Annotated in this window: 12 protein-coding genes and 1 pseudogene; 8 read left to right on the forward strand and 5 right to left on the reverse strand. The window is 48.6% G+C overall.

The window, feature by feature from the left end; genetic code table 11:
• Positions 1 to 456: 456 nt before the first annotated feature.
• On the reverse strand, positions 457 to 1,383 hold the full coding sequence (locus tag FHS19_RS15365) for an alpha/beta hydrolase (RefSeq protein ID WP_204797527.1): 927 nt from the start codon (positions 1,381 to 1,383) through the stop codon (positions 457 to 459).
• 310 nt (positions 1,384 to 1,693) lie between these two features.
• Here FHS19_RS15365 and FHS19_RS15370 point away from each other — a divergent pair, with 310 nt between their 5' ends.
• The 4 genes and pseudogenes from FHS19_RS15370 to msrA all read left to right on the forward strand — a co-directional run bounded on the left by FHS19_RS15370 (position 1,694) and on the right by msrA (position 5,166).
• Positions 1,694 to 2,236, forward strand: a complete 543-nt coding sequence (locus FHS19_RS15370) for a TetR/AcrR family transcriptional regulator (RefSeq protein WP_183582635.1) — start codon at positions 1,694 to 1,696, stop codon at positions 2,234 to 2,236.
• Between the two features lie 579 nt (positions 2,237 to 2,815).
• The gene (locus tag FHS19_RS15375) at positions 2,816 to 3,910 is read left to right on the forward strand and encodes a stalk domain-containing protein (protein WP_183582636.1); all 1,095 of its coding nucleotides are present in this window, start codon (positions 2,816 to 2,818) and stop codon (positions 3,908 to 3,910) included.
• A 529-nt stretch (positions 3,911 to 4,439) separates the two neighbouring features.
• Positions 4,440 to 4,637: pseudogene (locus tag FHS19_RS15380) on the forward strand (peptide-methionine (R)-S-oxide reductase); the annotation flags it as partial.
• Position 4,638: 1 nt separating this feature from the next.
• Positions 4,639 to 5,166, forward strand: a complete 528-nt coding sequence (gene msrA / locus FHS19_RS15385) for a peptide-methionine (S)-S-oxide reductase MsrA (protein ID WP_183582638.1) — start codon at positions 4,639 to 4,641, stop codon at positions 5,164 to 5,166.
• Between the two features lie 10 nt (positions 5,167 to 5,176).
• Here the strand turns inward: msrA and FHS19_RS15390 are convergent, their stop codons facing one another.
• The 4 genes from FHS19_RS15390 to FHS19_RS15405 form a co-directional block, all read right to left on the reverse strand.
• Positions 5,177 to 5,278 carry an IS3 family transposase gene (locus FHS19_RS15390; protein ID WP_376771909.1) on the reverse strand — a complete coding sequence of 34 codons (102 nt, stop codon included), beginning with the start codon at positions 5,276 to 5,278 and terminating at the stop codon, positions 5,177 to 5,179.
• A gap of 453 nt (positions 5,279 to 5,731) precedes the next feature.
• Complete coding sequence (locus FHS19_RS15395) at positions 5,732 to 6,622, reverse strand: aldo/keto reductase (RefSeq protein WP_183582639.1); 891 nt, start codon at positions 6,620 to 6,622, stop codon at positions 5,732 to 5,734.
• Positions 6,606 to 6,962, reverse strand: coding sequence for an SDR family NAD(P)-dependent oxidoreductase (locus FHS19_RS15400; protein WP_183582640.1), 357 nt, complete (start codon positions 6,960 to 6,962; stop codon positions 6,606 to 6,608). Before FHS19_RS15400 ends, FHS19_RS15395 begins: the two co-directional genes overlap by 17 nt.
• A 279-nt stretch (positions 6,963 to 7,241) precedes the next feature.
• Entirely contained in the window at positions 7,242 to 8,162 is a 921-nt protein-coding gene (locus FHS19_RS15405) for an AraC family transcriptional regulator (protein WP_183582641.1), read from the reverse strand.
• A gap of 232 nt (positions 8,163 to 8,394) precedes the next feature.
• Between FHS19_RS15405 and FHS19_RS15410 the strand changes: the two genes are divergently transcribed.
• The 4 genes from FHS19_RS15410 to FHS19_RS15425 all read left to right on the forward strand — a co-directional run bounded on the left by FHS19_RS15410 (position 8,395) and on the right by FHS19_RS15425 (position 13,559).
• Positions 8,395 to 9,426, forward strand: coding sequence for an aldo/keto reductase (locus FHS19_RS15410; RefSeq protein WP_183582642.1), 1,032 nt, complete (start codon positions 8,395 to 8,397; stop codon positions 9,424 to 9,426).
• A 195-nt stretch (positions 9,427 to 9,621) separates the two neighbouring features.
• A complete protein-coding gene (locus tag FHS19_RS15415; protein WP_183582643.1) occupies positions 9,622 to 9,906 on the forward strand; it encodes a hypothetical protein in 285 nt (94 codons plus the stop codon).
• Between the two features lie 559 nt (positions 9,907 to 10,465).
• A complete protein-coding gene (locus FHS19_RS15420) occupies positions 10,466 to 11,323 on the forward strand; it encodes an AraC family transcriptional regulator (RefSeq protein WP_183582644.1) in 858 nt (285 codons plus the stop codon).
• Positions 11,324 to 11,597: 274 nt separating this feature from the next.
• Positions 11,598 to 13,559 carry an ABC transporter substrate-binding protein gene (locus FHS19_RS15425; protein ID WP_183582645.1) on the forward strand — a complete coding sequence of 654 codons (1,962 nt, stop codon included), beginning with the start codon at positions 11,598 to 11,600 and terminating at the stop codon, positions 13,557 to 13,559.
• Positions 13,560 to 13,651: the final 92 nt, after the last annotated feature.

Raw genomic sequence — 13,651 nt, forward strand, 5'->3', positions numbered from 1 at the left:
TTACCCTGTTGTATATTGGCGCTTACTCCACCATATTTACATATATATCACTCCATATTTAAACAGGCCCATGCCGAGCTTTCGGCAGACAGCGCTATCAAGCAGTGTTAAAGCGAAGTAAAAGTTCCGCGTTGCCGACAACGAACGAGAGGCTCTCCTTCAGTGATGGACCGATTGGATTACTCGGTCTGTCGCTGCCGGGGAGCCTCTCGCACTCACGGGCCACGATAGAGGGAAGGACACGCGTTCCGGTATGGCACGTTAGCGGCATGATACTCCTGTTCAATCCATGCCCAACCTCATGATCAGTACGCCTTCTGCATTAAAAACCTTCGGATCGTTCAACCCGCTGGGCTAAGAAGCAGCCCCCCGGTCGTCACGCCCGGTATCCTGCTCGTGCCTGCAACCAAAGACACCGTTCTGAGATAACGAAATCTTGTCTTACACCAAGCAGGATTAGGACAGATTTGTGCAGAAAAACTCCGCGAGCTTCGAAACTGCAGTCGTTACATACTCGTCTTTGTCGTAAGTATCAACATGGGTGGCGCCATCTATCCAGAACAGTTCCTTTGGCTCTTTTGCGTTCGCAATGGCTTCGGTCGTCATCCACGACGTGACCGCTTGATTTCCGGCAATCATGAGGAGCGGACGAGGAGAGATCTGGTCAATGAACCGGAACGCTTCAAAATAGGCGATTCGGTCTATACTGTTCCAGGTAAAGAACTTAGCCGAGCGTGGGTGCTGCGCGCGATCGGTGCAATAGTATTCCCATCCCTCGAAGGCGTGCAGATCACCCATTGCGCGAGCTTGGTCTTCGGTCTCAGGAAAGATCGGAAACACGCCGATTCCTTCTCCGCGGGCTTCCGAAGTGCGAGCCTTCGCCGCTGCATCGAGCATGCCCCTGAAAACGGCAGGGTCCTGCTTGCCGTCACTTCCTTTACGGAATTGAAGATGGATGTCGGCCGCGCTAACAGTGGCAACGGCCTTAATGCGGAGGTCGGTAACCGTGGCCGGAATAACGTAACCGCCAGAGGCGCAGATGCCAAGTGCGCCGATACGCTCCGGGTCGACTTCGCTGCGTGTGCAAAGGAACGAGACGGCGGCTTTGAAGTCCTCCACTCGATGGGCGGGGTCCTCCATCCCCCTTGGCTCACCTCCGCTTTCTCCCTGATAAGCCGCATCAAAGGTAAGGGTGATGAGGCCTTGTTCAGCAAGGCGTTTCGCGTAGAGTCCAGCGCTCTGTTCCTTTACGGCAGTGCCGGGATGGCCGACGACGATCGCAGGTCGCAGACCGCCAACCTCTCCTTTTGGGGTGTATAGATGGCCGGCGATCTTCACTCCCGCACTCTCGAATGTTACGTCCATTTTCATGTAATTTTGCATGTATAATTCCTCCATACTTTTATTTTGATTGATTTTTTCAACACGATTCTTGCATATAGGCAGAAACAGCGCATTATTCTTCAGCGTAATCTCCGTAGTGATGTTTACTCGATGGCAAGTCTTCTTATTTTCTCGTCAACCTCCTCGTAAATTAACAATTGTACATTAATGAATATTGATATATTTTTGAACATGTCTATAATTATATTTGGGTACTGAAAACCTGCAATTGTTAGATCAGCGCAATTTGTTAATTAGTGAACAAAGATTAGAACATTGTTTATTATTTCTTGAAAGTCTGGTGACTTTGATGTCTAAAGTGGATCGAAGAATAGGTAAAACGCAAGAAGCAATTAAGAATGCGATTATTGACTTGATGTCTATAAAGAATTTCGACGATATTACGATTCAAGACATATCCGACAGGGCCAATGTGAGTCGGGGGACCATTTACCTTCATTACACAGACAAATTTGATTTACTCGATAAGCTTGTCGAATCGCATATCAATGAGCTCCGGGAGATTTGCAGGGGAGCAGATCTGGACTATTTTAGCGGCGCATCGCTGTGGACCGAATATTTCGAACGAAATTATTCTTTCTTTTCTTTGATGCTGGCCAGTAAAGGAGCTCCATATTTCCGCACCCGGTTCCTTAACTATCTTATCGAGGAATTTATGCAAGAGGTGGACGTTACCAAGGGGAAAAACCAGGGATTAAAAGACGAGGTAATCGTGAGGTTTGTAGCGTCCGCATTCGTCGGGGTAGTGGAATGGTGGTTTATGAATGACAAACCGATCCCGCATCATGTCTTGGCTGAACAACTGGAGTTATTGTTTGAGAGGAATATGTAAGGGATCATAAAACATCAGGTGGCTATAGCGCGTGTTAAATTGATTGAATACCAAATCCGGCATATGAACAAAACGCATGTTCATGGTGGATTAGTTTGATCTTCTGTACGACGATAAGAACATACACGTTGAAAAGCCGCGTAGCTGCGGCTTTTTTGTTTTAACGATTTATGTTCTGTCGGACCGATATCAAAAGGGTAGCGGACTAATGAATGGACGGAAGTATAGTGGAAAAGCAGTCCTGTATTTAGAAAATTAATGACCCCAAATGGCCTTGGCAATCTGAATGTACCTGAACATTCTGAAGAAAAGAAACAAATTCAAGCTTTTGTTTACGTTCATCCGGGGGCAGCAGCTGTAAAGACTAAACGAAAGGCATTTATCGTGGGGAAGCTTACGGGCTGGGGTATGTTACGCAGCGAAGTGATGTTCCATCACTCCCTTTGTCGTGGAGAAGTAAATGAGATCAGCAGGGGGAAGGGAAATAAAGTATGTTTTAATGTTACACTCAATATAATTAGGGGGGCACATTTTCAGATGAAATGAGGAGAGATGGGGTTGGCAAATAAGAGGCTTTCCATGTTTATGGCAGTTGTTGCAGGCTTTTTTACATTCATGACATTCGCACAGCAAACCACACATGCAGCGGCCGCAGAGGTGCGGGTTGTATTGAACGGCAAGCAGCTTCAGTTCGAACAGGCTGAACCTGTCATCCAAGACGGGCGTGTATTGGTTCCATTCCGCAAAATTTTCGAAGCCCTTGGCTTCCAGGTGAAGTGGAACAGCTCCCTCCAACAAGTAACCGGAACAAAAGCAGGGCTGGAAATTGAATTAACGATGAACAGCAGTAAGGCAACAGTCAACGGGAAAAGCGTTTCGTTGGATGTCCCTCCGCAGATGAACCAAAACAGCACGATGGTGCCGCTCCGCTTCGTTTCGGAGAACAGCGGCAATTCGGTTAGTTTCTCAACAAAAGGGTCGGTATCGACCATCACAATCGGCTCAAGCTCTGTCGGCGCAGGCTCCGGCGGCCCCGGACCTGCGGAGAAAGCCACTCCTTATGTCGTAAGCGGTCAGGTCGTCGATTCGAGTGGGAAGCCGGTTGCAGGAGCTGAAGTGTTTGCGGATAACCAACTGCTCTATAACAGCAACTTGACGGCGGTTACGGATGGCAACGGCTATTACAGCATTGAACTGCCGCCGCTGGCTACAACATGGAACATGGGTGGGTATTATAACTTGAGCTCCGGAGACAAAGAGCTGCAGATTGAATTGGAATCCGTGACGGATAAGCCATTTGCAGGAAACACCGGCGCCATCCGGAACTTTATCATGAGGCCGGAGACGAGCATCGGCGAGCTGTATATCTACTCGGACATCAGCGATTACTTCAGCGAATCGGATATAATCCTGACCGTCACCCCGATCGTGGCGGGTAAGGAGGGAAAGCCGATCACCACGCGCGGCTATAACTTCCCGGGAGGCTTCGGATTGCAGGAGCTTCCTGCGGGCGGAACCTACAAGATAACGGCTCAGTACGCGCCTGAGGGCGAAACGCCGCAGCCGGCACTCGTTCGTGTTCGTTATACGAAGGAATACAAGGAATCAACCGTATTTACGTTCAGCTCGTTCGTTGCAGGCATAGAACGGGCGGAAATCGAGGTGAAAAGGTAAGCCTCGTCCGCACAATCCGAACCTAGTGGTTAGAGTTCATCCGATCCGGTCTAGGAAGACCAAGGAACAGGTTCGAAGGGCAAAGCAGGACTCCTTTATTTCCGCTGGGATATTCAGCAATCCTTTGATAATGGCTATTTTGATTACGAAAAGAACGTGATCCTACCCTTACGCCGATCAATGGAGGCAAAGAGGGCGCGCCTCTCAAAAAAAGCTGCAGTAGGTAGCAGTCCCCAAAAAGCAGACCCCGCGCAAATTAACAAGGAGAAGCTTTGAAAATGATCTATCAAAAACAGCAGTTCTAAAATGGACTGCTGTTTTTCGATGAGGTTGTTAAGCTCTGGCGGGCGACTGTAACCGGACGCAAGGAGTGAGCGGGATACGGTAACTGAACCCGTACTTACAGTAAAAAAATAACAGGTTTGAGTCACGCATACCGCGGGTATAATGGTTGATGATCTCACGAAGCTCGAAGTTAGTTGGAGAAAACATTGCCTTTCCAATGCGGATATGGGACATCCTGTTGCAGAACACCTCCCATGGGATGATAAGGACCGAGGTTAGATCCACTCACGGCGACAGCCATCTCGGTCACGTCTTCCCGGATGGCCCGGCTAATCACTGTGGCCTATACTGCATCAATTCCGCGTCGCTCCGATTCATCCTTCACGACGACATGGAGAGCAAGGGCTACGGCAAATATCTCAATCAGGTTGAGGAGGTTTAACATGCATCAACGCGCAGTACTCGCTGGGGGATGCTTCTGGGGAATGCAGGACTTGATCCGCAAGCTTCCCGGCGTCGTCTCGACTCGCGTCGGCTATACTGGCGGTGACACTCCGAACGCGACCTACCGCAACCATGGCACTCATGCGGAGGCGATCGAAATCGTCTTCGATACAGCGGAGACGAGCTACCGGCGCATCCTGGAGTATTTTTTTCAAATCCACGATCCTACGACGCGGAACCGTCAGGGCAACGATATCGGCACAAGCTACCGTTCGGCGATCTACTATACGAGCGAAGAGCAGAGAAAGGTGGCGGAGGAGACGATCGCCGACGTGAACGCGTCGGATCTATGGCCCGGCAAGGTCGTCACCGAAGTGGCGCCGGTCGGCGACTTCTGGGAAGCAGAGCCGGAGCACCAGGACTATCTGGAGCGCTATCCGAGCGGCTACACCTGCCACTTCCCGCGCCCGAACTGGGTCCTACCCAGGCGGGAGGATGTTGGCGCCCCGTCAAGTAGACAACAATGAAATAAGAGCACTAAGCAGCCTTAGTTCGGTACTCCACCGGACTAAGGCTGTTTAATTTCTTCTGAAACCGCTTGTGGTTGTAAAAGTGAATGTACCGGTGGACCTCATCGATGAGCTGCTTCTGTCCCTTTCTTCATTCTGACTACAGGGTGAAATCCTGCGAATTCATGAGTCTGAGTGAGGAAACGGAATCATTTCGAGGGAACTTAAAAAGTCTGCTTGGAGCTGCTCCGTCGGGAATGACATCAAGTTCTTGACAAAATCGGGAATGACGATACGGTACTGAATCGGCATAGAGAGAGGGGGGAAGCAAACCCTAGAAAATACCTAGTCATAGAATTTGCGATACGAAATTTCAAGAGTTTATTTAGCAAGGTCCGACTCTTGACGCTCGCCCGTTTCGCAACCTTTTCCAACGCTATTTTGGCCCCCTGCTCGGTGAATGCGGTTCGCGCGGCGGTAATAACCGCGTCAAAGTTACGCGCCGCATCCGCACGATGAGGACAACGTCGCTGTGCAATCGGTCCTTAATCCAGGGGACGGTCTATCTCGTGGATCTTTAGCTTCAATCCTCATCAGGAATAAGTTGGGTAATGGTGTCTACTTCCTCCGGCGCCAAACGAATGCTAGCTGCGGCGAGATTCTCCTTAAGGTGATCAATGCTGGTTGTCCCGGGGATTGGCAGCATCCGCGGAGAACGATGCAACTGCCAAGCTAGGGCGAGTTGCTGGATTGTGACGCGATGTTTCTCCGCGATGGGGTCCAGAACGTCGCGGAACCTTTTGCCTTCCTCGCCCGACGGCACGGCAGCCGGGTGCCACGGCGAGAAGACGATACCCGCATCATCTGCCACCTTGAGCAACGCTGCGCCAAGCCGGGTCCCGATGTTGTAATGAGCCGTGACAGCGGCGATCTCGGTGATGTTCATTGCAATCCGTAGCTGATCTGCACTGATGTTGGACAGGCCAATATACCGGATTAAACCATCCTTTCGCATTCCTGCAAGTGATTCAATGATCTCCTCGAAAGGCACGTCGGTCATCGTCGGCGTGTGCAAATAGTAGAGATCGATGTGATCGACACCCAGACGCCGCATGCTCATGTACGCACACTGGCGTAAGTAATACCGATTACCCACAGCGTTCAAGTCGGTGTACTCAGGACCGCCCCGAACGAAACCGCCCTTTGTAGCGATCACCAAATTCTTAGGATAAGGGTGGAGTGCCTCGCGAATGAGTTCCTCGTTAGAGTGTGGACCGTATACGTCGGCGGTATCAATGAAGTTTACGCCCTGATCGATCACCTCGCGCAGCAACTCGATCCCTTTATTGTGGTCAGGATATTCGCCCCAAACCTTCGGTCCGGTCAACTGCATAGCGCCGTACCCGATCCGGTTTACAGTCAGCTCACCACCAATTGCTACCGTAAGCGGAATCTCATTAGATGCTGGTTTCATAGTTCGTTTTTACTCCTTCGTTACCAATTAAAAGGTCGAGCGCACGATTGGAACTCCGGAAGACGGCGGTGAACTCATCGATCGAGGAAGGATCCGTAAGATCGAGCCGGACCAACTCAACATTTTTCAGCGGAGCGAGCACTTCTTGCGCTTTATTGAAATCACGGGAGCCGCCAATGACGTTAACGCCAGCTCCGACAAGCGCCCGCGTTGTGTCCAGCCCGATGCCTACATGTCCACCTGTGATTACCTTTCCACTAAGGCCTTGTCCAGCCAGCACCTCTTGAGTGGTAATTTCGGGTCCGAATACCGACTGTACCGGTTTTTGTTCAGACATCATATGTGTATGCTCCTTTGAAAGTTTGATTAGACAAAAAACCATAATTGTATATTTGTATATAATATGCAAATACACAAAGATTGTAAAGAGTTTAAAATGGGGACAAGGACAATAAAAAGAAACTGGGTATTGTTGAGACATCGTTAGAGGAAGAAAGGGCTGCTGTCCCCTACTTCAACGGAAGACAAAATTTTATATGCCCTTGAGGTATGGGCGATCCGTAATTTCGATGATTCGCTACACTCGCCCGAATATAAAGCAATAACGGACGGCTCTACATTATTTCTGGTTTGGATGGGCATCATTACGGGATCGGAGATATTGCACAGGCGAGAGTCCAAACAACCTCTTATACTCACGGCTAAATTGGGTCGAACTTTGGTAGCCCATTTGCAGTGCCGTTTCCGTTACATTTGCGCCGTCAAGTAGCAGCCTTCGGGCCTCTTGAAGACGAAGTTGTTTTTGAAATTGTAAAGGTGTTTTGCCGGTCGCTTCTTTAAATTTGTAATGAAGACTTGAAACGCTCATGTTCCCAAGTTTTGCCAATTCTTTAATGTTAATGCTACTATTAAAGTTATGGGTAACCCAGTCGACCACCTTGCTGATCTGGGAAGCTTCCTGATGCCATAACATGCTGAAGTAGAAAGCGGCTCCCTCTTCTCCGGTTAGCAGCCAGTAGATAATTTCTCTTTTTACTAATGGTGCGAGGTACTTTGCGGCTTTGGGGTTTTGTAAAAGTTTAAGCAATTTTTCGAAACCTTCCAATACCTCAAGTGTTGTTTTGCCAACAAAGATGCCTTGATGCGGTTCAGATTTTGGTTTGAGCTTTAGGTCGGCTTCAGTTGCGACAGCGGCGACTTCTCCAGGTGGCAATTCAATCCGAACTGCCATATATGGAGCAACAGCTGAAGCTTCTACCACCTGACCTGTAACCGGCATGATTACACTTGTTGCAAGAAAATTCCCTGGCTTGTATTCAATAATATCTTCTCCAATCTGCATGTGTGTTTTCCCTTGTACAATAATGCAGAGAGACGGTTTTAATGGACCTTTTGATGCAACCGTAGGACTTTTTTCGGTCAAGATTTGAAGGAAGGGAATTTCTGTCTGAAACCGGTTTGCACGTAAAGGTAATTCTAAGATTAAGTTTAATAAGCGGTTCAGGACCTCCTGAACATTTTCCGGATGATGGTTGTCCATGGTATTAATCCCCTCTTAATAACAAAAGGTTGTCTTAACATGCATTAGACCACGTCGTACATAAGAAAACAACTCCATTTGGATGATTAGGCAGACATTCAATACGATTGAACTATCTAAAAAAAATAAACAGGCACATAATAACGGATGTAGCAGACAGATACATGCTGGTAGCGAAGCGAGTATGATTGTCATGCTTTAAAATGCCCTATATTAAGGAGGATATACAACAATGAGATATAAGCAGCTTGGAAATACAGGACTTTTAGTTTCACAACTTGCGTTAGGCACAATGACGTTTACGAGTGGAAAGGATAGCCATAAAATTCTCGGTTCCGTTGGGCAGGAAGAAGCAGACAAGATGATAAAAAAGAGTGTCGATGCCGGAATTAATTTCTTTGATACAGCTGATATTTATGCAGGAGGTGAAAGTGAAATTATTCTTGGACAATCCTTCCGAAATCTTGGTATTGCACGGGAGGATGTTGTAATTGCTAGTAAAGCAGCCGGACGAACTGGTATGGGGCGTAACGATGTCGGTGCTTCAAGAGGACATATTATGAATGCAGTGGAAGCAAGTTTAAAGAGATTGAAGACGGATTATATCGATTTGTATCAGATTCATGCTGATGATTTCTTGACACCTGTAGAAGAAACTTTAGGTGCTTTAAATGATCTGGTAACACAGGGTAAGGTGCGGTATATTGGAGTATCGAACTGGCATGCTTGGAAAATTGCTGATGCTCTTGGTATTTCGGAACGCAAGAATCTGGCTCGCTTTGAAACGGTTCAGGGATATTATTCCCTAGCCGGCCGCGATGTTGAGCGAGAGCTTGCGCCTTTGATGGAGGCGAAGAAGATGGGGCTTCTGGTATGGGGTCCGCTTGCTGGCGGTCTGCTGTCAGGGCGTTATGATCGACACAATCAAAAGGCAGAGGATTCGCGCCGCTCTGAAGTTGACTTCCCGATTGTAGATAAAGAGCGGGCTTGGAATATCATTGACAAGATAAAACCGATCGCTGAAGCACATGGAACAAGTATAGCAAGTGTAGCGCTTGCTTGGTTGATGACAAGACCCTTTGTAACCTCCGTTCTTGTTGGAGCGAAACGATTGGAACAGTTGGAAGAAAATCTGGAAGCTGCAAATTTAGAACTGACCGATGACGAAATTCGCCTACTTGACGAAGTGAGTACACTGCCTTCTGAATATCCCGGTTGGATGGTTGACTATCAGAAAAAAGATCGCCTGGAGCCGCTTTTTTGACAAAATATAGCCTCAGAACTAGCCTTCGATACCCATGGAGCGATCACGACGGATTTTGGTGGGAGATCTGTATGAGATAATCAACAGGTGGGGGAGTTTGTCCCTTGAATATCGCGTTAGATAGGGTCGGTGAAGCCGATGATATCCCGGTGCGGTTGTCGCCATCTTTGAGATCGGATTTAAGGTGGAATCTCCATGAGTTTGAATCAGGAAGATCATTTAAACTTCGAACTAGGCATGAATACGTTTCTTGAAACGTCACTGGATTCTTATACCGGAAAGATTATAAGCCACCCCGAAAGGATTCGGAATGGCATAGAAGAGATCATTGTTGCCGATCAACCGGTGAGTAAAGAGTTAATAATCATTTTGCATGGTAATAACGAAATCGATATTTATGTAGTGGATAGGGGGAAAGGCGGGAGTCGTTCCGCTAGCTTTGAAATACGCTTGAACACTCGCAAGATCAACCGGGAATGAAAAACAAATCAGCGTTTACCAGTTATGACTGGTAACGCTGATTTGTTTTTCTAAGTGATCAAAGTGATATAAGTAAGCAGCGTGAGGTTCGCAACGTCTATTATTAGAAATACACGCTTAAAAGCCGCGTCGTACTTACAGTAAAAAACAACAGGTTTGAGTCACGCATACCGCGGGATAATGGTAGGTGATCTCACGAAGCTTGATCACGGCGATCCTGGCTTCATCGTGGAAGGCTATTCCATAGACATGCCCAAGGGGTCCGATTGACGGAAAAGGAGCCCAGTTTCGCGATTATGCGCTCGCGATCCTGAGCCTGGTCGACGTGGCCGACATGGTCCAGCGCAAGATCCAGAAGAGTATGAACATTTATCATGCTGATTTTCGGCATGTGCGTGGGACCTGTTCTATGGGTTTATACAGACAAGCCTCGATGCCGTTAACGAATTTAGTTCTTATTTCATCTCCCTTGTAAGCGGTTTCTGTAGTATTGTTGTTATAAGACTGAAAATACGGGTCTCCATCACAGTGACCATTAAGTCATGGAGTAGTGATTCCAATGAAGGTATACACTTCCGCGGACTGGATAGCACCGGATGAGAAAATTGCCATCTTCAAAATAACCAATTACAGAAGCGAACCTGAACATACCCATACCTTCATCGAATTGGTTTATATTTGGTCGGGGGCGGGTTGCCAGTATGTGAATGGGGAATTGTTCGAGGTACAGCGAGGGGATGTATTGTTCTTGCACGTCGGCGAGAGCCACCGTTTCGATGTGAACTCCAGCATGGAATACACGAACATTTTGTTTGAGCCGGACTTCTTGACCGATCAGTCGTCCATTAAGGGGGCGGCGAAAAATTTCTTTTCGCTTCAGCTGTTTCAAGAGTTTCGCGACCTGCAGAAGCCCATACCGCAGGTCAGATTCCGCGGCCGAGCGATGCTTGAGCTTGAAGAGCTTCTTCAAACGATGAATGAGGAATATAACGCCAAGAAGAGCGGTTACCGGGCGATGCTGCGAGGCTATGCAACCCTTGCGCTCTGCATGATTTTCCGTACGATGCAGAAGCAGAGTCAATCCTCTGAGCTTCGAGGTATATATGACATGCTGCCCCCGTTGCTAACTTATATTGAAGAACATTATGCAGGTCGTATAACCCTTCAAGATTTGGCCAAGCAGAGCTACTATTCACCCTATTATATAAGCAAGGCATTCAAAGATTGCTTCGGCTTTACATTCACGGAATACGTTCAGCAAATCAGGATGCGGGAAGCAAAGCGCAAGGTGCTCGAGACGGAGGATTCGATTGAGTCAATAAGCCGCAGCGTTGGGTACGCTGACAAAACGCAGTTTTTCCGTTTGTTCAAGCAGTCGTTTGGCATGACGCCGCAGCAGCTGAGAAGAATGAGATAATGTCACCATAAAGTTGAATCGGCTTATATCTTGTCGATGTAACGAGAATTTCAGTCGTCCCTTTGCGGGACTTTTTTTTATTTGTGCGGCTTATTTCCTTATGATGTAGAGACGGTAAGCGTGCTTTCGCTTTATGTGATCATTTTGTCGGTTCCTAGAGGATAGTAGGCGATTTCGATAACATGGAGGTCTCGTAGTGCTTTTTGTTGATGTGGATAATAAAAATGAGGATGTGTCCAAATTTAAAAAGACGTTACGAATCGGAGGGTTGCAAATGCAGTCAAGGAGAAGGCTGATTCCCGTGCTCTTGGTTTCCGCTCTTACGGCCGTACTCGTGCTCGCAGGCTGTCAGGACAGCGCCACGACCGCATCGACGCAAATGGAGCAAAAGCAAGACTCGCCCAAGCAAGAAACGAACCCTGCCGGAGGCGGGGGGCAAGAAGCGGCTGCCCCGGCGCAAATTACAGACCTGAAGGAGTCACCGTTTTTCCAAGGCAAAGGGCTCGCTGCAGTAAAAGACCGCCTGCCGACCGATTACAAGATCACGAACGAAATACCGGCGGACCAAATGAAATATGAGATCGGTTCATATGGCGGAAATTTGAGAACGGTTACATCGGTAGTGGATTGGGACGCGGACGTATTTGTGATGAATAACGAGCCGCTGCTGAACACTCCGGGCATTCTTGGCGACGAGATCACCGGCAATGTCTTGAAGGATTATAAGGTCAGCGATGATCAGAAGACGTTTACCTTCACGATGCGCAAAGGGATGAAATGGTCGGATGGCAAGCCGGTGACGACCGAGGACGTACGGTTCACGGTGGAGGATGTCCTGAACAACCCGGAAATCACCCCGATCTTCCCGGTTTGGTTACGGAGCGGAGGTGTCGCGGACGGATCTCCGATGAAGCTGGAGGTAGTCGACGATTATACGTTTAAACTTTCTTTCGACCGCCCGTACGGCGGTATTCTAATCCGGTTCGCCATTCAAGGCTGGCGCGGGTACCCCGAACTCATCAAGCCCGCACACTATCTGAAGCAGTTCCATAAGAAATATACGCCGATGGAGAAGCTGGGGCCGCTGATCAAGGAAGCCGGCTTCCAGAAGGGGGAATGGGCGAACCTGTTTAACGACAAGGATATTACAAACACGGAGCTGACCCAAAAGAAAGCGATCGGCTTCCCGGTGCTCTATCCGTGGATTCAGACGAAGCATACGCAAACAACGACGACGTATGAGCGCAATCCTTATTACTTCAAGGTGGATCCAGCGGGGAACCAGCTTCCTTACATTGATACAATCACAAGCACGCTCGTACAGGACATTGAGATGGTCGGACTCAAGACGATCGCCGGCGAGGTCGACTTCTCCCGCGAGTCGGCTGCACTTATCAAAATGCCGTTGTACAAAGAAAACGAAAAGAGCGGCTTCAAGGCGAATCTCGCTAACATGCACGTTACGCCAACAGACGTTTTCCTCAACATGACCTACGATAACTCAAACTGGCAGAAGGTCGTTCAAGACGTTCGCTTCCGCAAAGCGTTAAGTCTTGCGCTGAATCGTGAGGAGATCATCAGCACCCTCTATTACGACTTCGCGAAGCCAGGTAATATCGAGGATGCAACTTTCGATCTGGAGCAGGCTAACCAGCTTCTGGACGACATGGGCATGAAAAAAGACTCTGACGGCAAACGTCTCGGCCCGGACGGCAAGGTGTTCACCATTCCGTTTGAGGTAGGCGCCCAAGCGCCGGATATTGTGCCGCTCACCCAGCTAATCGTTGAAATGTGGAAGCAGCTCGGCCTCGACGTCACAATGAAGACGATCGACCAAAAGCTCTGGGATACAAAGAATACCGACAACCAGCTGCAAGCCTCGATGATGTGGACGCATACACCGCTCTGGTACATGGGCGACTGGGGACTCGGCCTTTGGGCTCCTGCCTGGAACGACTGGAAAAACTCCGGTGGGAAGAAAGGCAAGGAGCCGCCCGAAAACGTCAAGAAGCTATACGATCTGATCGATCAAGCGGCTGCGGAGAAGCCAGAAGAAGCTAAGAAGCTGATCGAGAAGGTTAAACAGGAATTGAAGGATAACGTCTATTATTTGATTCCGATATCCGAAGTGAAGCAACCGCTCATTGTCAATGCCAAGCTCCATAATATACCTGACGACGCCGCTTTCGCGATTGCGGTGAACTTCAGCGGCGAGCAATTCTTCTTTGGTCAATAAGACCGACCGCGCGAGCCAAGGAGCCCTAATTGCCATCGGTCCGGGGCTCCCGGGTTCGTTCCCTATTATCAATAACCTTTGAAAGGGGGAAA

The sequence above is a fragment of the Paenibacillus rhizosphaerae genome (genome assembly GCF_014192015.1).
Classification (GTDB): Bacteria; Bacillota; Bacilli; order Paenibacillales; family Paenibacillaceae; genus Paenibacillus_AQ; species Paenibacillus_AQ rhizosphaerae.